General features: G+C 63.6%; 17 protein-coding genes and 1 riboswitch. Of the genes, 4 read left to right on the forward strand and 13 right to left on the reverse strand.

The features are described 5' to 3' along the window. Window positions 1-322 precede the first annotated feature (322 nt). From B5G28_RS11655 to B5G28_RS11710, 11 genes are all read right to left on the reverse strand, one after another. Window positions 323-1,186 carry an RICIN domain-containing protein gene (locus tag B5G28_RS11655; protein WP_087249008.1) on the reverse strand — a complete coding sequence of 288 codons (864 nt, stop codon included), beginning with the start codon at window positions 1,184-1,186 and terminating at the stop codon, window positions 323-325. 277 nt (window positions 1,187-1,463) lie between these two features. Then, a complete protein-coding gene (locus B5G28_RS11660; RefSeq protein WP_242967594.1) occupies window positions 1,464-2,864 on the reverse strand; it encodes an MATE family efflux transporter in 1,401 nt (466 codons plus the stop codon). A gap of 173 nt (window positions 2,865-3,037) precedes the next feature. After that, window positions 3,038-4,339 carry a phosphopyruvate hydratase gene (gene eno / locus B5G28_RS11665; RefSeq protein WP_087249010.1) on the reverse strand — a complete coding sequence of 434 codons (1,302 nt, stop codon included), beginning with the start codon at window positions 4,337-4,339 and terminating at the stop codon, window positions 3,038-3,040. Between the two features lie 839 nt (window positions 4,340-5,178). Next, entirely contained in the window at window positions 5,179-6,816 is a 1,638-nt protein-coding gene (locus tag B5G28_RS11670) for a CTP synthase (RefSeq protein ID WP_087249012.1), read from the reverse strand. Between the two features lie 100 nt (window positions 6,817-6,916). After that, window positions 6,917-7,504, reverse strand: coding sequence for an ANTAR domain-containing protein (locus tag B5G28_RS11675; protein ID WP_087249014.1), 588 nt, complete (start codon window positions 7,502-7,504; stop codon window positions 6,917-6,919). A gap of 39 nt (window positions 7,505-7,543) precedes the next feature. After that, complete coding sequence (locus tag B5G28_RS11680) at window positions 7,544-8,869, reverse strand: glutamine synthetase family protein (RefSeq protein WP_087249016.1); 1,326 nt, start codon at window positions 8,867-8,869, stop codon at window positions 7,544-7,546. Between the two features lie 141 nt (window positions 8,870-9,010). Next, window positions 9,011-11,104 carry a glutamine synthetase III gene (locus tag B5G28_RS11685; RefSeq protein ID WP_087249018.1) on the reverse strand — a complete coding sequence of 698 codons (2,094 nt, stop codon included), beginning with the start codon at window positions 11,102-11,104 and terminating at the stop codon, window positions 9,011-9,013. 245 nt (window positions 11,105-11,349) lie between these two features. Then, entirely contained in the window at window positions 11,350-11,901 is a 552-nt protein-coding gene (locus B5G28_RS11690) for a rhomboid family intramembrane serine protease (RefSeq protein WP_087249019.1), read from the reverse strand. 199 nt (window positions 11,902-12,100) lie between these two features. Beyond that, entirely contained in the window at window positions 12,101-12,607 is a 507-nt protein-coding gene (locus B5G28_RS11695; RefSeq protein ID WP_087249021.1) for a pyridoxamine 5'-phosphate oxidase family protein, read from the reverse strand. A gap of 464 nt (window positions 12,608-13,071) precedes the next feature. Then, the gene (locus B5G28_RS11705; RefSeq protein WP_087249025.1) at window positions 13,072-13,560 is read right to left on the reverse strand and encodes a CYTH domain-containing protein; all 489 of its coding nucleotides are present in this window, start codon (window positions 13,558-13,560) and stop codon (window positions 13,072-13,074) included. Further along, window positions 13,550-14,680 (reverse strand): mechanosensitive ion channel family protein, encoded by a 1,131-nt coding sequence (locus B5G28_RS11710; RefSeq protein ID WP_087249027.1) that lies wholly within the window; start codon window positions 14,678-14,680, stop codon window positions 13,550-13,552. The genes B5G28_RS11705 and B5G28_RS11710 overlap by 11 nt, the downstream gene beginning before the upstream one ends. A 154-nt stretch (window positions 14,681-14,834) precedes the next feature. Further along, window positions 14,835-14,958, forward strand: a riboswitch (FMN riboswitch). 127 nt (window positions 14,959-15,085) lie between these two features. On the opposite strand from B5G28_RS11710, the gene B5G28_RS11715 reads away from it, so the two are divergent. The 3 genes from B5G28_RS11715 to B5G28_RS11725 all read left to right on the forward strand — a co-directional run bounded on the left by B5G28_RS11715 (window position 15,086) and on the right by B5G28_RS11725 (window position 18,147). After that, window positions 15,086-15,724, forward strand: a complete 639-nt coding sequence (locus B5G28_RS11715) for an ECF transporter S component (RefSeq protein WP_087249029.1) — start codon at window positions 15,086-15,088, stop codon at window positions 15,722-15,724. A 280-nt stretch (window positions 15,725-16,004) separates the two neighbouring features. Beyond that, window positions 16,005-16,586, forward strand: a complete 582-nt coding sequence (locus tag B5G28_RS11720; protein WP_158098193.1) for a TetR/AcrR family transcriptional regulator — start codon at window positions 16,005-16,007, stop codon at window positions 16,584-16,586. A 136-nt stretch (window positions 16,587-16,722) separates the two neighbouring features. After that, window positions 16,723-18,147 (forward strand): radical SAM protein, encoded by a 1,425-nt coding sequence (locus B5G28_RS11725; protein WP_087249032.1) that lies wholly within the window; start codon window positions 16,723-16,725, stop codon window positions 18,145-18,147. Window positions 18,148-18,367: 220 nt separating this feature from the next. On the opposite strand, the gene B5G28_RS11730 is transcribed toward B5G28_RS11725, so the two are convergent. Both B5G28_RS11730 and hisS read right to left on the reverse strand, forming a co-directional pair. Further along, window positions 18,368-18,967, reverse strand: a complete 600-nt coding sequence (locus B5G28_RS11730) for an AAA family ATPase (RefSeq protein WP_087249034.1) — start codon at window positions 18,965-18,967, stop codon at window positions 18,368-18,370. An 81-nt stretch (window positions 18,968-19,048) separates the two neighbouring features. Then, a complete protein-coding gene (gene hisS / locus B5G28_RS11735; protein ID WP_087249036.1) occupies window positions 19,049-20,293 on the reverse strand; it encodes a histidine--tRNA ligase in 1,245 nt (414 codons plus the stop codon). A gap of 146 nt (window positions 20,294-20,439) precedes the next feature. On the opposite strand from hisS, the gene B5G28_RS11740 reads away from it, so the two are divergent. Further along, window positions 20,440-20,964: MFS transporter (locus B5G28_RS11740; protein ID WP_144265533.1), on the forward strand; the 525-nt coding region annotated here is incomplete at its 3' end.

A 20,964-nucleotide genomic window follows, 5' to 3' on the forward strand; every position in this document is an offset into this window, starting at 1 on the left:
CCTACAGGGAAATTTGCCGCAGAGAGTGTGCGAGGCCGCAAGGCCGAGTGCGCGGTTCTGCGGCAAATTTTGTCCCCAGGGGGATATTAGGGACTGCGGAGCTGAGCCGCTGCCTGCGGCAGAAACAGGCGAAGCGGAGCAGGGGCCGCGGTCTGTCTTTTGCAAGGGCGCCGCGACGCCCGCCGCAAAAGCAGGGAACCGCAACCACGGAATTTCTGTCACGCGCATGCGTGCAGAAATGGGTTCCCCCTAAAGCGTGGCGTTTTTCGCCACGCTCAACGCCGCACCCCAAAGGGCGCAGCGCAGAAGGTTTTTTCAGGGTTTACTTTTTGCGGGAACGGCGCTTGGAGGCGCTGGCCGACTTGGTGCGGCCGCCGCGCTTGGCAGCGGGAGCGGCGGGGGCAGCCTTCTCCTCGGCCTTGACCTCAACGGCGGGGGCGGCCTTCTCCTCGGCCTTAACCTCGACGGCGGGAGCAGCCTTCTCCTCGGCCTTAACCTCGACGGCGGGAGCAGCCTTCTCCTCGACCTTTGCCTCCACAGCAGGTGTGGCGGGCTCCTCGGCCTTCTTGGTGCGGCAGGCGCGCTTCTTGGGGGCGGGCTCTGCGGCGGCCTCGACAGCGGGGGCGGTTTCCGCCACCGGCTCCTCAGCCTTGGCGGGCTCCTCAGCCTTGACCTTGGCGACAGGAGCCTCGGCCTTGACCTCCTCGGCGGCGGGCTCGGCGGCCTTGCGGTCCTTCACGGCGCGGATGGTCCACAGCTGGTCCACACCGGGGCTCTCCTGCCAGATCTGCAGGATGGCGCCGGCCGGGCTGCCCATGCCCACGGTGTCCACGCACTTGCCGCTGGCCCAGGGGCTCACCAGACGGACGGTGCCGTCGTTCTCGGGCACCAGGGTCCACATCTGGCTGCTGCCCAGCACATCGTCCCACAGGTGCAGCCAGGTGCCGTTGTCGGTGCCGGCCATCATCAGGTCGATGACCTTGCCGTTGGCGCGGCAGTGAATCCGGTAGGCGTTCTCGCCCACGCGGTCAAACAGCCACTCCTGCTCGGGCTTGTGCTCGTATTTGCCCAGGCGCAGCTCGGCGCCGTCTTCGGGCTTTTCGGTGTAGCCGATCACGTTGCCCGATGCGGCCGCGATGGTGTAATACCGGCCCGGCTCAATCAGGGTCTGCTCTACGGTTCTCATGATCTTTTCCCTCCGTTTGTGTATATCATACCTAAACGCACCCCGGGGCCGCCGCGCGGTCCGCCGTGTCAACGGACCTGCGCAGGAAAGCCCCAGCCCGCACAGAGGTTTTTCTCCGCCGGGCGGCACAGGACGCCGGGGTACGGCTTTCCCACTTGTGTACAAATTATACCACCTGTCGTAATTTCTCACAAGTGCGGCGGCGGGCTTTTGGCGTGTTGCACAAAACCCGGAGGCCTGTATCAGGATTTTTAGGTTTTTGGTGGGAGAAAGAGGGTTATTCGGCGGGCTGGCCGGCCCGCACGCGGGCGTCCATCCGGTCCAGCTCGGCCAAAAACTGCACCACAAAGGGCACCGCCACCATAAAACTCAACAGATCTGCGATGGGCTGGCTGTACTGCACCCCCGCCAGGCCCCACACCTGGGGCAGCACCAGAATCAGCGGAATGAAGAAAATTCCCTGGCGGCAGCAGGACAAAAAGGTGGCCCGGCCCGACTTGCCCACGCTCTGGAACAGCATATTGCTGCACACCAGCACCGGCTGGAGCAGGGTGGCGATGCACTGCCAGCGGAAGGCGGGCAGGGCAATGGCGGTGACGGCGTCGTCGTCCCGGAACAGGCGGACCAGGGCCTCGCCGTTGAGCAGGCAGGCCAGGGCGATGACGGTGAGCAGGGCGAAACTGGCCTGAATGGTGAAAACGCAGGCGGCCCGCACCCGATGGTATTTCTGGGCGCCATAGTTGTAGGAGGCCACCGGCTGGAACCCCTGGCCCACGCCCAGGGCCACCGACATGAGGAACTGGAAAATGCGGCTGACGATGCTCATGGCGGCCACGGCGGCGTCGCCGTAGGAGCGGGCCGCCACATTCAGCATCATGCTGGCAAAGCTGGCCAGGCCCTGGCGGCCAAAGCTGGGCAGGCCGGTGGTGAGGATGAGGCCCAGGTCCCGGGCCGAACGGGTGTAGTTGCGCAGGGCCAGCTTGCTGACGGTTTTGCCCCGCAGGTACATGGACAGCAAAATCCCAAAGCTGACCAGCTGGCTCAAACCGGTGGCCAGACCCGCCCCGGCGGTGCCCATCCCCAGGCCGAAGATGAACACCGGGTCCAGAGCGATATTCAGCACGCCGCCGGTGACCAGGCCGATCATGGCGAAATTGGCCTTGCCCTCATAGCGGAGGATGTTGTTCATCACCAGGCTGGACATCATGAAGGGACCCGCCAACAAAATATAAAAGGCATAGGCCCGGGCGTGGGGCAGGATGGTTTCGGTGCTGCCCAGCAGCCGCATGAGGGGGGTGAGGCCCGCAATGCCCCCGGCCCCCAGCAGCGCGCCCATCCCCACCGAGGTGAAAAAGCTGGTGGAGGCAAACCGGGAGGCCGTATGGGCGTCGCCGCTGCCCAGGCTGCGGCTGATGACGCTGCCTGCGCCGTGGCCCAGCATGAACCCCACCGCCTGGATCACCGCCATCAGGCTGGACACCACCCCCACCGCGCCCGAGGCGCTGGTGGAAATCTGGCCCACAAAAAAGGTGTCGGCCAGGTTGTAGATGCTGGTGATAAGCATGCTGAGGATGGTGGGCACCGCCAGGCCGGCCACCAGCCGGGGGATGGGGGTCTGGGTCATCTTGACAAACTGGGCCTGCTGCTGGGTCATGGGCCGGGGAGGGTTCTGGGGCATGGACGTTCACACTTTCTGCGGCGCGGGGCCGCTGATGGTTTTTCTTTCAGTATACCGCCGGGGGAGAAGCTTGTCGAGACGGGGGGTGTTGCGTTTTGATTCAACGGGCAGCACAAAAAGGGCAGTACAGCCCGAAAACTGTACTGCCCCTGGTGTGCGGGGAAAAGGACGGCTCAGCGCTTGACCTGGAATGCGCCCATGCCGGGATAGACGGCGCTGGCGCCCAGCTCCTCCTCGATGCGCAGCAGCTGATTGTACTTGGCCACGCGCTCGGTGCGGCTGGGGGCGCCGGTCTTGATCTGGCAGGTGTTGAGAGCCACGGCCAGGTCGGCGATGGTGGTGTCCTCGGTCTCGCCGGAACGGTGGGAGGTGACGGCGGCATAGCCGGCCTTGTGGGCCATCTTGATGGCCTCCAGGGTCTCGGAAACCGAACCGATCTGGTTCAGCTTGATCAGGATGGCGTTGCCGGCGCCCAGGGAGATGCCCTTGGCCAGGCGCTTGGTGTTGGTGACGAACAGGTCGTCGCCCACCAGCTGGACCTTGCCGCCCAGCTCGCGGGTCAGCTCCTGCCAGCCCTCCCAGTCCTCTTCATCCAGGCCGTCCTCGATGGAGATGATGGGGTACTTTTCCACCAGGCTCTTCCAGTGGGCGATCAGCTCGCTGGAAGTGTATTCGGTGCCGGCCTTGGGCAGTTTGTAGTGGCCCTTGCCCTTGACGGGGTCCTTCCACTCGGAAGAAGCGGCATCCAGGGCGATCATGAAGTCCTGGCCGGGCTTGTAGCCGGCCTTCTCGACGGCGGCCAGGATGGTCTCGATGGTCTCCTCGTCGCTGGACAGGTTGGGGGCAAAGCCGCCCTCATCGCCCACCGAAGTGGCCAGGCCCTTGCTCTTGAGGATGGACTGCAGGGCGTGGAACACCTCGGCGCACATCCGCAGGGCCTCACGGAAGGAGGTTGCACCCACCGGCATAATCATGAACTCCTGGGTGTCCACGGTGTTGGTGGCGTGGGCGCCGCCGTTCAGAATGTTCATCATGGGGACGGGCAGGCGGTTGCCGTTGACGCCGCCCAGGAAGCGGTACAGGGACACGCCCAGGGACGCGGCGGCGGCGCGGCAGACTGCGATGGACACAGCCAGGATGGCGTTGGCGCCCAGGTTGGACTTGTCCTCGGTGCCGTCGGCGGCCAGCATGGCGGCGTCCACGGCGTAGATGTCGGAGGCGTCCATGCCCACAATGGCGTCCGCGATGATGGTATTGACGTTTTCCACAGCCTTGGTGACACCCTTGCCCAGGTAACGGCTCTTATCGCCGTCCCGCAGCTCCAGGGCCTCGAATTCACCGGTGGAAGCGCCGCTGGGGGCGCAGCCGCGGCCGACGGTGCCGTCGGCCAGGGTCACTTCTGCCTCAACGGTGGGGTTGCCGCGGGAGTCCAGAATCTCGCGGCCGACAACCTGTTCAATTTCCAGATAATTCATAATGGAATACCTCCTGAGTTCTCATGCTCCTGCGCCAGACCCGATGGAAGGGGGACGGGTCCTTTAGGGGGCGGGGAGGGGGCCGCAAATCGCCCCCAAGTCCCGGCCCTGCGTTGCGCGGATTGGTTAGTTATATTTTACCACAGTGCAGGCCCCGGTACAAGTGCGAAATGTTCTCAATATGTGGAAATTTGGTAAACAAAATATAAAACGGGTTTGGTTGTGCTTTGCCGCCCTAATCTTTAACACTCTGTTGCTTCTTCTCTTTGATCGCTGCGCTAGGCCCAGAGGGGGAGGGAGGGGGTTTCGACTCCCCCTCCCTAACGACCAGGCCTCTTGCGCTTAGCCGATTTTTGCGGCGCGCCGCGGAGGGCGCTTGCAAAAACCGGAGCGCTGCGCCAGCTTCGGCCCGGCTGTTTCGTCCACTGGACGCGCCGGGCCAAAGCTGCCCTGGACCCAGACAGGGAAGTCGCGCCGTTCAAAAGCCTAAAAAACACTGTCATGCCTGACCCGTTTAAACTTTCAGGGCCTCAAATGGCGGCACGGGTGTTTTTCTTAACGGCTTTTGCCCGCCGCTCCGATTGCTGAGTGCGCCCGCTCTGGCGGGCGCGGGGCCCGTAGGTAAACCCATAACAACAGAAAACCCCCGCCTCTTTTTGAGAAGTGGGGGATTTATTATTGATTCTTCAGGGCGTACCGAGGGTGGAAAAACAGGCTACACCAAGCCTCAGACTCACAGGGCCGCAGGCCGGGAGCCTTATAAAGCGGCTGAAACTTCATCGCCGGCAGGGCCTTGTGAAGTCCACAGCAGTCAGCGGTACCAGGTGAAAATCTTTTGCTTACTTTTCTTTCAGAAAAGTAAGAGAACGGTTGGAGAGGCTGGCGGCGACGAAGGCTTTGAAGAGGGGATGGGCGCGGTTGGGACGGCTCTTGAACTCGGGATGGAACTGGGCGCCCAGGTGGAATGCCCGGCCCGGGATCTCTACCGTCTCCACCAGATGCCCGTCAGGACTGGTTCCCGAAATCACCAGCCCGGCGGCCTCCATCTCGTCCCGGAAGGCGTTGTTGAACTCGTAGCGGTGGCGGTGCCGCTCCCACACCAGGTCCTGGCCGTAGCATTCGGCCATCTTGGTGCCCGGCACCACCTTGCAGGGATATTTGCCCAGCCGCATGGTGCCGCCCTTGGGAATGTTGCCCTGCTGGTCCGCCATCAGGTCGATGACGTTGTGGGCGCCGTCGGGGGTGAATTCGCTGGAATTGGCGTCGGCGTAGCCCAGCACCCCGCGGGCGTACTCGATCACCATGATCTGCATGCCCAGGCAGATGCCGAAATAGGGGACCTGATGCTCCCGCGCATAGCGGGCCGCCGCCACCATGCCCTCAATGCCACGGCCGCCGAATCCGCCCGGCACAATGATGCCGTCCACGTCCGAAAAGGCCGCGGCACAGTCCTCGTCGGTGACCAGCTCCTCGCTGTCCACCCACTTGATCTCCACATGGCAGTCGTTCTCAAAGCCGGCATGGTACAGGCTCTCCATCACCGACAGATAGGCGTCATGCAGCTTGACGTACTTGCCCACCAGGGCAATGGTGCAGGTGCGGGTCCGGGTGGCGATGCGGGCCACCACGTCCTTCCACTCGGTCAGGTCGGCGGGAGGAACATCCAGGCCCAGCTTCTGCACCACCACTTCGTCCAGGCCGTTGGTGTGGAGCATCAGGGGACACTGGTACAGGCTGGGCATGGTCAGGTTCTCGATGACGCATTCGGGCTTGACGTTGCAGAAGGTGCTGATCTTGCGCCGGATGTCGCTGCCCACGCTGCCGTCCGCCCGCAGGATGATGATGTCGGGGGAAATGCCCATCCCCTGCAGCTCCTTCACCGAATGCTGGGCCGGCTTGGACTTATATTCGTTGGAGCCGGAAATATAGGGCACCAGCACCACATGAATATAACAGCAGTTTTCATGGCCCTGCTCGATGCCCACCTGGCGGATGGCCTCCAGGAAGGGCTGGCTCTCGATGTCGCCGGTGGTGCCGCCGATCTCGGTGATGACCACGTCGGCCTCGGTGGAGGAGGCCAGATTGTAGATGTAGCTCTTGATTTCGTTGGTGATGTGGGGGATGATCTGGACCGTCTGGCCCAGGTAGGCGCCCTGGCGCTCCTTGTTCAGCACGTTCCAATAGACCTTGCCAGTGGTCAGATTGGAATATTTGTTCAGGTTCTCGTCGATGAACCGCTCATAATGGCCCAGGTCCAGGTCGGTCTCGGTGCCGTCGTCGGTGACGAACACCTCGCCGTGCTGCAGGGGACTCATGGTGCCGGGGTCCACGTTGACGTAGGGGTCCAGCTTCTGGCTGGCCACCTTGAGCCCGCGGCACTTGAGCAGCCGGCCCAGAGAGGCCGCCGTGATGCCCTTGCCCAGGCCCGACACCACGCCGCCGGTGACAAAAATGTATTTGGTCTGTTTCATATCCATTCCTCCGTTCGCTCTTTCTACTTTCCCTTCCGGTATGGACCGGATTGTGCTGTATCATACAGAGGGCGTGCAGAAAATCTGCCCGCCCTCGGGATCAACGTTATAGGCTGTCCAGGCCGTCGCCCTCCAGCTGTTCCAGGATCTCCTGGGCCACTTCGGCCCGGTCCCGGCGGGAATCCATGGCCTCTTTTTCAATGCGGCGGTGGGCCTGGGCTTCGGTGAGGCCCTCCCGCTCGATCAGCAGGCATTTGGCCCGGCTCACCAGCCGCACCTGGGCCAGTTTGGCCTGAATGCGGGCGTTTTCGGCCCGCAGCCGCTGCAGGCGGTGGTTCCCGGCGGCCGCCATATGGACCGCCTGCAAAAACAATGCCCCCGAAAAGGGCTTGCCCACCACCAGCACCCCCTGGGCGTTCATGGGGCCCAGAAGCTGGTCACAGGCGGCCGCCTTGGCCAGCAGAATCACCCCCGCGTCGGTCTGTTCCACCGCGGCGGCGCACAGTTCATGGCCGAATTCATCCGGCAGCGGCGCATTCACAATGACCAGCTCAAAGTCGGCCTCCAGCATCCGGCGCCGGGCTTCGGTGCCGCTGGGGACGATCACCGGCCGGGTATAGCCCAGCTCGGACAGCCGGGCGGACAGGTATTCGTTGGAGTTGGCCCCCGCGCTGACGATCATGGCACGTCCCATGCTTTCCCCTCCTCTCTGTGGTTGTCCGGGTGTGCGGGCTCAGATGGAGCAGAAGTACCGGGCCCGCTCGAATTCGGCGGGGTCGGCGGCCTCTTTCAGCTCGGCGCAGCGCCGCAGCTGCTCGGAAAAATACCGTCCCGCCAGCCCCTGGGGCAGGTACTGGGCCAGGAACGGGCTGTTCCGGGCGATCTCCACCGCCTCCTCCAAAGTGGCGGGCAGACGCTCCAGGCCCAGGCCGGCGGCCTGGTCGTCGGTCAGCTCGAACAGGTTCTGATTCACCGGGGCGCACAGCTCCATCCGGTTCTGGATGCCGTCCAGGCCCGCCGCCAGCACCAGCCCGATGGCCAGGTAGGGGTTGCAGGCGGGGTCGGGGCTGCGCAGCTCCATCCGGCAGTTGTCCCCCTGGACCGCCGGAATCCGCACCAGCTGGCTGCGGTTCTGCCGGCTCCAGCTGACGTAGCGGGGAGCCTCGTCGCAGCCAAACCGAAGGTAACTGTTGGGCAGGGGATTGGTGAAGGCGGTCAGCTCCCGGCTGTGGGCCAGGATGCCCGCCATAAAGCTGCCGGCGGCGCTGTCGGGGGCGATGTCCCCCTCAAAGAGGTTTTTCCGGTCCCGGTACAGGGAGATGTTGACGTGCAGGCCGCTGCCCGCCTGGTCGGCCAGGGGCTTGGGCATAAAGCTGGCGTGAAGGCCGTTGCGCCCCGCCACCGCACGGGTGATCTGCTTGAACATCATGACGTTGTCGGCGGTTTTCAGGGGGCTGGCGTGGTGGAAATCGATTTCATTCTGGCCGTTGCCGCTCTCGTGATGGCTGTGCTGGGGGGCCAGGCCCATCTGCTCCATGGTCAGGCAGATGTCCCGGCGGAGGTTTTCGGCGGCGTCCAGGGGGTACACGTCAAAATAGCCGCCCCGGTCCATGGGGATGCGGGTGGGCTGGCCCCGGTCGTCGGTCTCAAAGAGGTAAAACTCACACTCGGCTCCCACGTTGCACACCAGGCCCAGCCGCCGGAACTGCTGGGCGATCTGCCGCAGGAAGCCCCGGCAGTTTCCCCCGAAGGGGGCGCCGTCGGGCCGCTGGATGTCGCAGAAGAACTGCATCACCCGGCCCTCGGCGGGACGCCAGGGCAGGATGGTGATGGTGGACAGGTCGGGCCGCAGGACCAGGTCGCTCTCCTCCACGTGCATGAAGCCGGGCACCGAGCTGCCGTCAAAGCAGACCCCGCCCTCCAGGGCCTTGGGCAGGTCGCTGGCCAGGACGGCGATGTTTTTCTGGGTGCCGAAGATGTCGGTGAAGGCGAAGCGGACAAATTTGACGTTGTTGTCCTCGACGAAGTCCAGGACATCCTGCTGTGTGGTATAGTTCATAGCAAACCTCCCGAAAAGGGGCTGCGGCCCCCAAAAAGGCCCAAAGGCCTGCCCTCGCCCGGGCAGGGCAGAGTAGCAGGTCTTCAGGCCTGTGTATTTCAGATGCGAAGCGCGCCGGGGATGATGCCCCGGAGACTGATTTTAGTTCTCCACGTAGTACAGCATCCGGCTGTAGCTGGGCAGGGGCCAGTACTCCTCGCCGCAGATGGTCTCGGCGTCGTCGGCCACCGAGCGCAGCTCGTTCATGGCGGGCAGAACGTTGTCGTGGAAGGCGTTGGCCTTGGTGGTCATGTCGGTGATGGCCTGGGCGGTGCGCTCAGCGGCAGCCAGGCGGTCGATGGCCTCGCTCATGGTGTCGGCATCGCGGGACAGGTGCTCCAGCAGGGTGGTCTCTGCCCGGACGCTGATCTTGTCGCTGACGGCGCGCTTGGCGCCGGCGGTGCGGGCCACCTCGCCCATATAGGCGTTGATGGCGGGCAGCAGCTGCTTGCGGGCCATCTCCAGCATGGTCAGAGCCTCGATGTTGATGATCTTGGCGTAATGCTCCATCTCCACCTCGTACCGGCTGAACATCTCGGTGCGGGTCATGACCCCGAACTCCTCCATCAGGTCGATGTTCTTGGGTGCGATCAGGGCCGGCAGGGCGGCGGGGGTATACTTCTTGTTGGGCAGGCCGCGGCGCTCGGCCTCGATCTCCCACTCGGCGGAATAGCCGTCGCCGTTGAAGATGACGCGGCGGTGGTCGCGGATGGTCCGCTTCACCAGGGCGATGACCGCCTCGGTGAAGTTGTCGGCCTTCTCCAGCTCATCGGCGTAACCCTTCAGCTCCTTGGCCACGGCGGTGTTCAGGATGGTGTCGGCGTCGCTCAGGTTCTGGTGAGAGCCGGGCATACGGAACTCGAACTTGTTGCCGGTGAAGGCGAAGGGAGAGGTGCGGTTGCGGTCGGTGGTGTCCTTGCTGAACTTGGGCAGCACGTCCACGCCCAGGTCCATCTTCATGCGGACGGGGCCAGCGTAGGGAGAGTCGGATGCGATGGCGTCGATGACGGCCTCCAGCTCCTCGCCCACAAAGATGGAGATGATGGCCGGGGGCGCCTCGTTGGCGCCCAGGCGGTGATCGTTGCCGGGGGTGGCCACTGCGGTGCGCAGCAGGTCGGCGTACTCATCCACCGCCTTGATGACGGCGGCCAGGAACACCAGGAACTGCAGGTTCTCCATGGGGGTGTCGCCCGGGTCCAGCAGGTTCTCCTTGCTGGTGCTCATGGACCAGTTGTTGTGCTTGCCGCTGCCGTTGACCCCTTCAAAGGGCTTCTCGTGGAGCAGGCAGACCAGGCCGTACTTGGGGGCGATCTTCTGCATCATCTCCATGGTCAGCAGGTTGTGGTCGATGGCCACGTTGGTGGTGTCGAAGATGGGGGCCAGCTCGTGCTGGCAGGGGGCAACCTCATTGTGTTTGGTCTTGGCGGGGACGCCCAGCTCCCACAGGGTCTCGTCCAGCTCCTTCATGAAGGCGGACACCCGGGGACGGATGGTGCCGAAGTAGTGTTCCTCCAGCTCCTGGCCTTTGGCGGCGGGGGCGCCGAACAGGGTGCGGCCGGTGAGGATCAGGTCCTGGCGGGCCTCATAGTCCTCTTTGCGCACAAGGAAGTACTCCTGCTCGGGGCCCACGGTGGTGGACACATAGTCCACATCCTTGCCGAACAGCTTGAGGATGCGGGTGGCCTGGGTGGCCAGAGCCTTCATCGACCGCAGCAGAGGGGTCTTTTTGTCCAGGGCCTCGCCGGTGTAGCTGACAAAAGCGGTGGGGATGCACAGCACGTCGTCCTTCACAAAGGCATAGCTGGTGGGGTCCCAGGCGGTGTAGCCGCGGGCCTCACAGGTGGCCCGCAGGCCGCCGGAGGGGAAAGAGGAGGCGTCGGGCTCGCCCCGCACCAGCTCTTTGCCGCTGAACTCCATGATGGCGGTGCCGTCGCCCACCGGGCTGACGAAGCCGTCGTGCTTTTCGCTGGTGATGCCGGTCAGGGGCTGGAACCAGTGGGTGTAGTGGGTGGCGCCCAGCTCCATCGCCCAGCGCTTCATGACGCTGGCCACCACGTTGGCTACCTCGATATCCAGGGGAGCGCCCTTGTGCAGGGTGTCCTTCAGGCTCTTATAGGTAGCGCTGGGCAGACGCTCTTTCATCACGTGCTCATTGAAGACCTTGCTGCCGTAGACTTCCATAACATTGGCTGCCATAAATCCTACTCCTTACTCATCAGGTGTGTGTCACCCGCCGGGGCGGGGCCGCAAACACAAAAGGCGCTGCGAGTCGGAGGTGACTCACAGCGCCGATGCTGCTTATGCAAGCATTATACCTACCCGGCGGCCGAAACGCAATAGACAAAACGCACGATTTTCGCTGTGGAATGCCGCGGGATTTTCGGCCAAACGCTCTGAAACGCCGTCGTATCTCCCAAAAAGAACGCAGATAAGTGTGACTTTTACCCCCGCCGGCGGTGCCGCGGCCGGGCATAGGAGCTGTAAAAGCCGAAGGCCGTGCCGCAGACGCCGCCCACAATGTGCATAAAGTTGGCCACATTGTCCCGGACAAAGAGGATGGAATAAATCTGGTCCCCCAGATAGAGGGCGGCCACCAGAAGCATGGTGACGGGGATGCCGCCGCTGCCGCCCGCCAGGGAGGAGAGCATAATCAGCATAAAGACGATGCCCGACGCACCCAGCAGGGCCACCCCGGGGAACAGAAGGCACTGCAGGACCCCCGACACAAAGGCGGTGAGGACGATGGCCTTCAGCAGGGGGATGCTGCCGTATTTTTCCTCCATGGGCGGGCCCACCACCAGAAACAGAAGCATATTGTTGAGGAAATGGCTCAGGTCGGCGTGGCCCAGCACATGGCCGAACAGCCGCAGATAGGCCAGCGGGTCTTTCCAGCTGGAGCGGTAGACGCAGAACAGGTGGGTGGTGGTCCAGCCGCCGGTGAGGCCGTCCAGAGCCAGGGCTCCCAGGGACAGCAGGAAAAAGGTGAGGACCACCGGGGAGTTGTACTGGAAACTGAGGCTGAATTTGGCGCGTTTCGTGGCGGTTCAGCTCCTTTCGACAGAAGGTGAAGCGGTTGAAAACGGACGTTTTCACCATTGTATCACACCCCGGCGGGACAGTCCAGATGCTTTTGCCCCGCCCCAAAGGAAAAGCCCGCCGCATCCCCAAAAGGATGCCTGCGGGCCTGTTTTTTTACAGTTGGGCTTCGCCCCGGCGCTGGCGGGCCAGCTGGGAACCTTCCTTGCCGGTGAGCTGTTCCACCGTCAGCTCCAGAATGCACACCGCGTCCCGGTACTGGCGCAGTTCGGCTTCCAGGGCCTCCTCCGGCTGGGCGGGGGCGTATTTTTGACCCAGACGCCGGGCGATGTCCTCTTTGGCGGCGGGGTCGGTGACTTCCCGCAGGGTGCCCCGGGCCACCACGCTGCGGTAGTAGGTGGTGTATTCCTCCGGGACCACCTGGTCCTGCTCGATGACGCAGAAGGACGCCCGGGGATTCTGCCGCATCAGGTCCAGCTTATAGCCGGCCCGGGCGCAATGAAACCAGATTTTCCCCTCCTGATACAGATAGCTCAGGGGAACGGTATAGGGAAAGCCGTCGGCGTCGGCCAGCGCCAGCACCCCGGCGGTGCTGCGGGTCAGGATTTCTTCACAGACGGCTTGGGGCAGGGCCTGCCGGCCCCGGCGCATGACAGGAATCATGATGTGTCCTCCTCAAGAATGATGGCGATATGTTGTACCCTGCATCCAGCCCGCTGAGGCGGGCATGTGGGTCCAGGGGTCATTCCTCTTGCGCTTAGCCGATTTTTGCGGTGCGCCGCGGAGGGCGCTTGCAAAAACCGGAGCGCTGCGCCAGCTTTGGCCCGGCTGTTTCGTCCACTGGACGCGCCGGGCCAAAGCTGCCCTGTTCGTTAGGGAGGGTAGGGAGTCCAGAGGCTGCGGAGCCGAGGCGCTGCCTGCGGCAGAAACAGCCGAGGCGAAGCAGGGGCAGCCGTCCAAATTTTCAAGCGGGCAGCGGCCCGCGCTGAAAATTTGGGTAACGGCAACCCGGACCTAGGGAGGGGGAGTCGAAACCCCCTCCCTGGCCCTCTGGCCCCAGCGGAGCGATTGAAAGTGAAAAATAGAGTATTCGCAGAGGATAAAACGCAGAAGCGATGAAAAATACTTTACCCCCGGGTCCGCTCCCAGTAGGCCCCCATGCTCTGGCCGGGCTGGCCGGTGACCTCCCGGGCCAGGTAGGCCGCCAGGGCCGGGTCGGCGGGGACCCAGCTGCGGGCCGCCTCCACGGTGGGGTATTCGATTTCGGCGTACCAGAAAGCCCCCGGCTGGCCGGCGTCCACATGGTTCACCTCCAGGGTGAAGCCGTCGGGCAGGCGGTAGCTGCGGCGCACCTTCTCGATCAGGGGCCGGGCGATGATCTTCTCCTCCAGGTCCCGGAACAGGCCGGCGTCGATGGGGCGTTCGATCTCCTCCCGGGCCAGGCCGCCCTCCGACTTGAAGCAGAGAATCCAGGCGGTCTCGCCGCCGGTTTTGGCCTCCTCACGGATGCGGACGGTGGGCCGCACGCTGATGTAGCCCTGCCGCATGGTGAATTCCTCGGTCAGGGGCAGGCCCTCCGGCCAGCCGCTGACCATCCATTTGCGCTCAATTTCCATGGGTTTGCACCTCCTGTTCCGGCCGCATGGCGGCGGGGACTTCCTTGACGTACACACTGGTGGAGGGGAAGGCAAAGTCCAGCCCGTCGGCCCGGACAATGTCCATGACGTCCAGGTTCAGGTCGTTCTGCATCTTGTAAAAGACCAAAGTGTCGGCGGTCCGCAGGTAGGCCGACACCAGCAAATCAATGCTGGACGCGCCAAAGCCGGTCAGCTCCACAATCACCGATTCCTCATAGGTGTGGGGGCTGGCGGCCAGCATGGCCCGCAGGTCCTCCATCAGCTTTTCCAGCTGGGCCCGGGTGGCGCCGTACTCCACCCCCAGGGTGAAGCGGTAAAGGCGCTTCTGGCGCTGGGCGGCGTTGTTGATGGTGGAGGCGCAGACGTTGCTGTTGGTCAGGATGTAGACCGAGTTGTCCAGGGCCCGCACCCGGGTGGAACGGAAACTGATGTCCTCCACCGTGCCCTCCACGCTGCCCACCACGATCCAGTCGCCGATCTGGAAGGGCCGCTCAACCAAAATCATCACGCCGCCGAACAGATTGCTGGCGGTGTCCTGAGCGGCAAGGGAGATGGTCAGGCCTACCAGGCCCGCGCTGGTGATGACGCCGGTGACCGGCAGGCCCCATTCCTGCACCGCCATCAGGATGCCCAAAACCGCCACCACCACTTTGTACACCTTCACCAGAACGTTGTGAAGGGTCTTGTTGGTGCGGATTTCCTCCCGGGCGCCCGCCAGCATCAGGTCGGTGAGCTCGGAGGCACCGTACAGGCCCCAGCTCAGCAGCAGAATGATGGCGAAGCGGTACAGTTTCAGCAGGAAGGCCTCCATGGGCACCGTGCCCCAGGGCAGGGAGGCCACCGCCAGGTACAGACCGGTGGTCAGGGCCAGCCAGGAGGCGGGGGAGGCGAAACTGTCCAGCAGAATCCCTATGGCGCGGGAAGGCAAGGGAATCCGGCGCAGCTGGGGGAAGACCCAGCCCCGGAGCCAGCGGCGGGCCACTTCGCCCACCCCCGCCAGCAGCAGGGCGACGACGCACCGGGCCGCAAAGGCGGCGTATCCTTCCAGAGCCAGCAACCCGAAAAAGTTGAAGGTCAGATCTTGTATCTTGAAAATCATGGGAATGGTTCTCCTTCGTGAATTGGTTCGACGGAATGGCCCTATTTTAGCATACTTTCCCTGCACTGACAATGCCGCCCGGGGGGCGGGGGACAGGGATTCGTATTTTTTCCCTCTTGCATTCTGGCGCGGTTGTGGTATACTGTTGCCAGAAAGTTCGTTTCAGGGCGGGGTGCAATTCCCCACCGGCGGTATAGCCCGCGACCACCTGCTGTTTCAGGTGCTGACCCGGTGAGACTCCGGGGCCGACGGTATAGTCCGGATGAAAGAGACGATAGACAGATTTTTTTGTGTATCTTTGCGCCCTGTTGCATTTGTATTTTTGCAGCAGGGCGTTTTCTGTTTGTCTTGAAAAGAGCTTTCCCTACATTTTTGATTGGGGCGCTGCCCCGGGAGGTATCTGTTATGCAAGCAAACACCGAAACCAAGACCCTGCGCACCGGCGGTCAGGACCGCGACCGCATCCGCAAGCTCACCGTCACCGCCATGCTGTCGGCGGTGGCCTTCGTCCTCATGTTCCTGGACTTCCCCCTGCCCATGATTATGCCCTCCTTCGTGCAGATGGACTTCTCCGACCTGCCCGAGCTGCTGGGCGCCTTTGCCCTGGGCCCGGTGTACGGCGTGCTGGTGGCGCTCATCAAGAACCTGATCCACCTGCTGCTGGCCGGCTCCACCAACGGCGTGGGCGAGCTGTGCAATTTCCTGCTGGGCGCATCCTTTGCCTGGGTGGCCGGCTTTGTCTACCAGCGCAACAAGACCCGCCGCGGCGCCGTCCTGGGCGCGGTGCTGGGCGCTGTGGTCATGGGCATCTTCAGCGTGCCCCTCAACTTCTTCCTGACCTACCCCGCCTATGTGGTGCTGTACGGCATGCCCATGGACGTGATCCTGGGGATGTACAAGGCCATCCTGCCCTCGGTGGACAGCCTGCTGGAGTGCCTGGTCATCTTCAATATGCCCTGGACCCTGGCCAAGGGCCTGCTGGACGCCGCCCTGTGCATGCTGATCTACAAGCCCCTGTCTCCCATCCTCCACGGCCGTCACTGAGCGGCTGCGGCGCTGTCTGACACCCATCCGCCCCGTCTGCCCTCCCCCGGCAGGCGGGGATTTTTTTAGACATTTGGGGGGAATTTGGAAAAATATAAAAGTTTTGTTACATTTTTGCGCTACACTACAATGGATGGGCTGCCCATCCGGCACAGTCCGGCCCGCGGGGCCGAGGCGCCGATCGGAAACGAGGGGAAACCGGGGCGGCAAGGCCCCGGACCCTGCCCGGAGGCAGGGAATGCCGTCCCGCGGGGCGGCGGGAAAGGAGCGTGTGAGCGAATTGGCACAGGCAACCAAAAAGGCCCTGGCAGCTGCTTTGAAAGAGCTGCTGGGCCAGAAACCATTCCATAAAATCACCATCAGCGACATCACCGAACAGTGCGGGGTCAACCGGATGACCTTTTACTACCACTTCCACGACATCTACGATCTGGCCCAGTGGGCCTTTCGGGAGGAGGCGGCCGCCCTGCTGGACGGCAGCCTCAGCGCCGAAAACTGGGAGGACTGGTTTTTGTCCTTCCTGAAGGAACTGCGGCGCAACCGGCCCCAGATGGCCAACATCTGCCGTTCCCTCCGCCGGGAGGAGCTGGAACGCCGGATGTGCGAGCTGGCCGAACAGATTCTGCGGCCCATGCTGGACCAGGAGCTGGGAGACTGCCCCGTCCCCGAGGGGGACTGGAGCTTTGTGGTCCACTTTTATACCTATGCCCTGGTGGCCATGCTGCTGGAATGGATTGAGGACGGGATGAAGACCGAGCCCGAGGTCCTGGCCCGGCGGCTGAACACCATCTGTTCCGGCGGCATCCGCCGGGCGGCTCAGGATTTCCGGGAGGGAGAACCGCCCCTGCCTGAGACAAAATGAACCATCAAGTGTGCCGGTGTGATAAAAAAGTTATCACACCGGCTTTTTTGCTTATAGAGGCCGCCCACGTCCCCGTCTATACTGTGGAATATACCTGAAAAGAGAGCGTACAGTGAAAGAAAGAGGAGGTAACAGGATGAGTACCGGAATTGACACGCTTTCCCATAAAATGCAGCGGACGGCGGCCGCCGCCATCATCGACCTGGCCCTGAACCACGCCGGAAAGGACCGGGAAAAGGCCTATCACCAGATGGTGGACCTGGCCCGGCAGTTCTGGGGGGAGGATTTCACCCAGGAGAGCTATGAAAAGGCCCAGGCCATGTTCAGCGACCCCAACAACAAGTGGGTCCGCTATATCAACCGGGTGCTGGACGAGACCGACCCCCATGTGGCCCGGGTCACCGCCCTGAACCTGGGGTACGAGGCCTTTATCCGCGGCACCCGGATGATCCGCAAAAACCGCGAAATCTACCAGTGCAATATCCCCTGGCTGATTCTGTTTGACCCCACCTCGGCCTGCAATATGCATTGCGCCGGCTGCTGGGCGGGGACCTACGGCAACCGGAACAACCTCTCCTTTGAGGACATGGACAAAATCCTGACCCAGGGCAAGGAGCTGGGGGTTTATCTCTATATGCTGACCGGCGGCGAGCCCCTGGTGCGGAAGGCCGACGTCCTCCGTCTGGCCGAAAAGCACAGCGACGCCGAATTTGCCATCTACACCAACTCCACCCTGATCGACGAGGCCTTCTGCGCCGAGCTGGTGCGGCTGGGGAACATCATCCCCATCCTGTCCATCGAGGGCACTCCCGAGACCAACGACGCCCGCCGGGGCGACGGCCATTACGCCGCCGTCATGCACGCCATGGACCTGCTGAAGGCCCACGGCATCCCCTTCGGCACCTCCATCTGTTACACCCGGGCCAACGTGGAAGCGGTGACCAGCGATGCATTTTTGCAGATGATCGCCGACAAGGGAGCGCGGTTCGGCTTCTACTTCCACTATATGCCGGTGGGCAGCGACGCGGTGCCCGACCTGATGCCCACGATGGAGCAGCGCAAGTACATGATCCAGCGAATCCGCTACATCCGTTCGACGGAATGCCCCATCGAGTTCTTCCCCATGGACTTCCAGAACGACGGCCAGTACGTGGGCGGCTGCATTGCCGGCGGGCGGAACTACTTCCATATCAATTCCGCCGGCGACGCCGAGCCCTGTGTCTTTATCCACTATTCCAACGCCAACATTCATGACAGCTCGATTCTGGAAATTCTCCGGAGCCCCCTGTTCATGGCCTACCGGGACGGCCAGCCCTTCAACAAGAACCACCTGCGGCCCTGTCCCATGCTGGAAAACCCCGCCTGTCTGGAGGAGATGGTCCACAAGACCGGAGCCCATAACACCGATCTCGCCTCCCCTGAGACGGTGGAACACCTGTGCGCCAAGTGCACCGCCTACGCGGCCGAATGGCAGCCGGCGGCGGATGAACTGTGGTCCACCCTGGGCAAGCCGGCTTCCGGCTACCAGAACTACAAGGACTGGAAGCCCCGGAACACCTGATTTTTGCCCTTTCCGAAAGCCTTCTGAAACCTCCTGAAAGGAGCGGGCGCGAGTCGGCGCGCGCCCCCGAAGCCCCAAAACAGCCCGAGCTGGACGAATACCGTCTGGCCCGGGCTGTTTTACGTTCTGGAATGTGGATTGCAATAAAAACGGATGGTTGTCCGCTGAAACGGAGAAAGCCTTTACTTGCAGGAAAAATGTGCTCCGAAACGCCGGATGGTTATTCCTCCGCCGCCAGACAGCCCTGGACCCAGGCCAGCACCGCCGCGCCGGTCTGGTCGGGGGAGAGGGCGGTGGTGTCCAGCCAGTCCACCCGGTCCAGGGCGGCGAACCAGGCCCGCTTGGCGGGCAGCAGGTGGGTCAGGGTGTGGTCAAAGAATCCCCGGTCCCGGGCGGCATCCCCCTCCTTGCGGCGGCAAAGCTGGGGGTCGGCGGCGTCCAGAAAGAGAATCCGATGGGGCATACACTGCCGGGCGGCCTCCAGTTCCCGGGCCAGAGGGCCCGCCACATCCCAGTCGGGATGGCCGGCGGAGGCGGGGTAGTGGAGGGTGTAAAAGAGGATTTCCTCGGGGCCGTAGTCCAGAAGGGCATGGGGACAGGCCGCCGCGGCCTGATACCGGCGGACCGCATGGTCCAGCCACAGCCGCTGGATTTCCAGATAGTCGGGATAGTTGGTTTTTACCAGGCCGCGGCGGCGCACCTGGGCGATCACCTCGTCGTTGTTCTCAAAAAAGACGGTGACCTCCGGGGCGTGCCGGGCGACGCAGCGGGCGGCGGTGGTTTTGCCCACCGCCATCCCGCCCTGCAGGGCCAGAATCATGACAGACCTCCTTTATAAATAGGTAAGGGCGCAAAAAGGCGGCAGGCCCGGGGCCCGCCGCCATCTGATACAGGGAAATATTTACTTCCGCTCGGCAAACCACTTGATCTCGTCCTTGCCGGCGAAGGCGGCCCCGGCAAAACCGGCGGTCTCCAGAGCGGCCAGCTGCTTGCCCAGCTTTTTGCCCTGGGCCAGGACGGTGACGCCGTAGTCGGCCCGCAGGGTTTCGGCCTGGGCCAGAACGGCGGGGAAGTCGGCGCCGGCGGGGTACAGCAGAGCGATCTTCTGCTTGGCGCCGGGGATCTGGTAGCCCTGCTCCAGCAGGATGCCGCAGACCCGCTCAAAGCCGATGGAAAAGCCCACCGCGGGCACCTGCTGGCCCAGGAACTTGCCCACCATGTTGTCGTAGCGGCCGCCGCCGGCCACGGCGCCCGCAAACTGGGGGCACACCACCTCAAACACCATGCCGGTGTAGTAGCCCTGGCCACGGACCAGGCTGGGGCAGTAGGCCACCTTGTACTTGCCCTCGGCCAGACGGCCGGCGGTTTCCAGGACGTATTTCAGGTCGCTGGCGATGGCGGGGTCGGCGCAGCGGGCGGCCACCGCGTCCAGGGTCACTTCGCCCTGGGCCAGGAAGGCGGCCAGCTGGTCGATGGCGCCGGCGGGCAGGCCCTTTTCGGTCAGCTCGGCCCGGACGCCCTCGGCGCCCACCTTGTCCATCTTGTCGAAGGTGATGCAGACCGAATCCAGGGTCTCGGGGGCAAAGCCCATGCTCTCCAGCATGCCCCGGAGAATCCGGCGGTCGTTGATGTTGACGGTGAAGCCGTCAAAGCCGATCTTCAGCAGGGCCCGGGCGGTGACGTCGATCAGCTCCACCTCGGCGTTGGGGCTCTCGTCCCCCAGAATGTCGATGTCGCACTGGACAAACTCCCGCAGGCGGCCCTTCTGGGGGCGCTCGGCACGGAACACCCGGTCGGTCTGGATCACCTTGAAGGGGCTGGGCAGGACGCTGCGGTTGGCGGCGTAGTAGCGGGACAGGGGCAGGGTCAGGTCGTAGCGCAGGCCCATGTCGGACAGCGCATCGTACTTGCCGGCCTCCAGGGCGGCGGAAAGCTTCTCGCCCCGCTTGAGGACTTTGAAAATCAGGTTCAGGTTTTCGCCGCCGTCGGACTTGTCCAGGTTTTCCATGTCCTCCAGCATGGGGGTGGAAATCCGCTCAAAGCCCGCGGCCCGGTAAACCTCCAGAATCTGGCCCTGGATGTAGTCCCGCAGGGTCTGTTCGGCGGGCAGAAGGTCCCGCATACCTTTCAACGGTTGAATTTTCATGGTGTATTGACTCCCTCTCTGTTTCCGGCCGGAGGCCCCGGCTGCATAAGCGTGTGCAAAACTGTGCCTTTCATTATATAGAATCGGGGCCCGGATTGTCAACCAAAAAGGGCATACTATCCCCAAAAAGAGGGGAGTGTCTGCCCATGTCCAGTTCCAGATTCACCGCCGCCCATCCCTGGGCCATCCTGGCCGCCGGGGCCTGCATCCAGCTGCTCACCGGCCTGCCCGCCGCCTGGGGGGTGTTCCAGCAGCCGGTAATGGAGGAATACGCCCTGGCCGAGGAGGCCGCCGCCCTGGCCTTCAGCGTCCTCATCGCCGCCTATGGGGTGGGGTGCGTGCTGGGGGGCTTTCTGCAGGACCGCCGCGGCCCCCGCTGCGCCGCCCTCTGGGGCACCGCCCTGCTGGAAGGGGGCCTGGCGGGGGCGGCCCTGCTGCCGTCCGCCTGGGGCTGGGCCATGCCCTGGGTGTTCAGCGTCCCCGCCGGGCTGGGCACCGCCTTTCTCTATCCCGCCATCCAGTCCTGCGCCCAGAAGTGGTATCAGGGCCGGAAAGGCTTCGCCACCGGCATCATCGGGGCCGCCGCCGGGCTGTCGGGGGCCTTTCTGACCCTGCTGGTGCGGACCCTGGCCCCCCGGTGGGGGATTCGGGGGGCCTTCTGGGTGCTGGGC

The organism is Faecalibacterium sp. An77, assembly GCF_002161315.1.
Lineage (GTDB): Bacteria > Bacillota > Clostridia > Oscillospirales > Ruminococcaceae > Faecalibacterium.

Bases quoted from the DNA above. Each gene is read 5' to 3' on its own strand.
- B5G28_RS11655 (WP_087249008.1), bottom strand. From the start codon at position 1,186: ATGAGAACCGTAGAGCAGACCCTGATTGAGCCGGGCCGGTATTACACC.
- B5G28_RS11660 (WP_242967594.1), bottom strand. From the start codon at position 2,864: ATGCCCCAGAACCCTCCCCGGCCCATGACCCAGCAGCAGGCCCAGTTT.
- eno (WP_087249010.1), bottom strand. From the start codon at position 4,339: ATGAATTATCTGGAAATTGAACAGGTTGTCGGCCGCGAGATTCTGGAC.
- B5G28_RS11670 (WP_087249012.1), bottom strand. From the start codon at position 6,816: ATGGATATGAAACAGACCAAATACATTTTTGTCACCGGCGGCGTGGTG.
- B5G28_RS11675 (WP_087249014.1), bottom strand. From the start codon at position 7,504: ATGGGACGTGCCATGATCGTCAGCGCGGGGGCCAACTCCAACGAATAC.
- B5G28_RS11680 (WP_087249016.1), bottom strand. From the start codon at position 8,869: ATGAACTATACCACACAGCAGGATGTCCTGGACTTCGTCGAGGACAAC.
- B5G28_RS11685 (WP_087249018.1), bottom strand. From the start codon at position 11,104: ATGGCAGCCAATGTTATGGAAGTCTACGGCAGCAAGGTCTTCAATGAG.
- B5G28_RS11695 (WP_087249021.1), bottom strand. From the start codon at position 12,607: ATGATTCCTGTCATGCGCCGGGGCCGGCAGGCCCTGCCCCAAGCCGTC.
- B5G28_RS11705 (WP_087249025.1), bottom strand. From the start codon at position 13,560: ATGGAAATTGAGCGCAAATGGATGGTCAGCGGCTGGCCGGAGGGCCTG.
- B5G28_RS11710 (WP_087249027.1), bottom strand. From the start codon at position 14,680: ATGATTTTCAAGATACAAGATCTGACCTTCAACTTTTTCGGGTTGCTG.
- B5G28_RS11715 (WP_087249029.1), top strand. From the start codon at position 15,086: ATGCAAGCAAACACCGAAACCAAGACCCTGCGCACCGGCGGTCAGGAC.
- B5G28_RS11725 (WP_087249032.1), top strand. From the start codon at position 16,723: ATGAGTACCGGAATTGACACGCTTTCCCATAAAATGCAGCGGACGGCG.
- B5G28_RS11730 (WP_087249034.1), bottom strand. From the start codon at position 18,967: ATGATTCTGGCCCTGCAGGGCGGGATGGCGGTGGGCAAAACCACCGCC.
- hisS (WP_087249036.1), bottom strand. From the start codon at position 20,293: ATGAAAATTCAACCGTTGAAAGGTATGCGGGACCTTCTGCCCGCCGAA.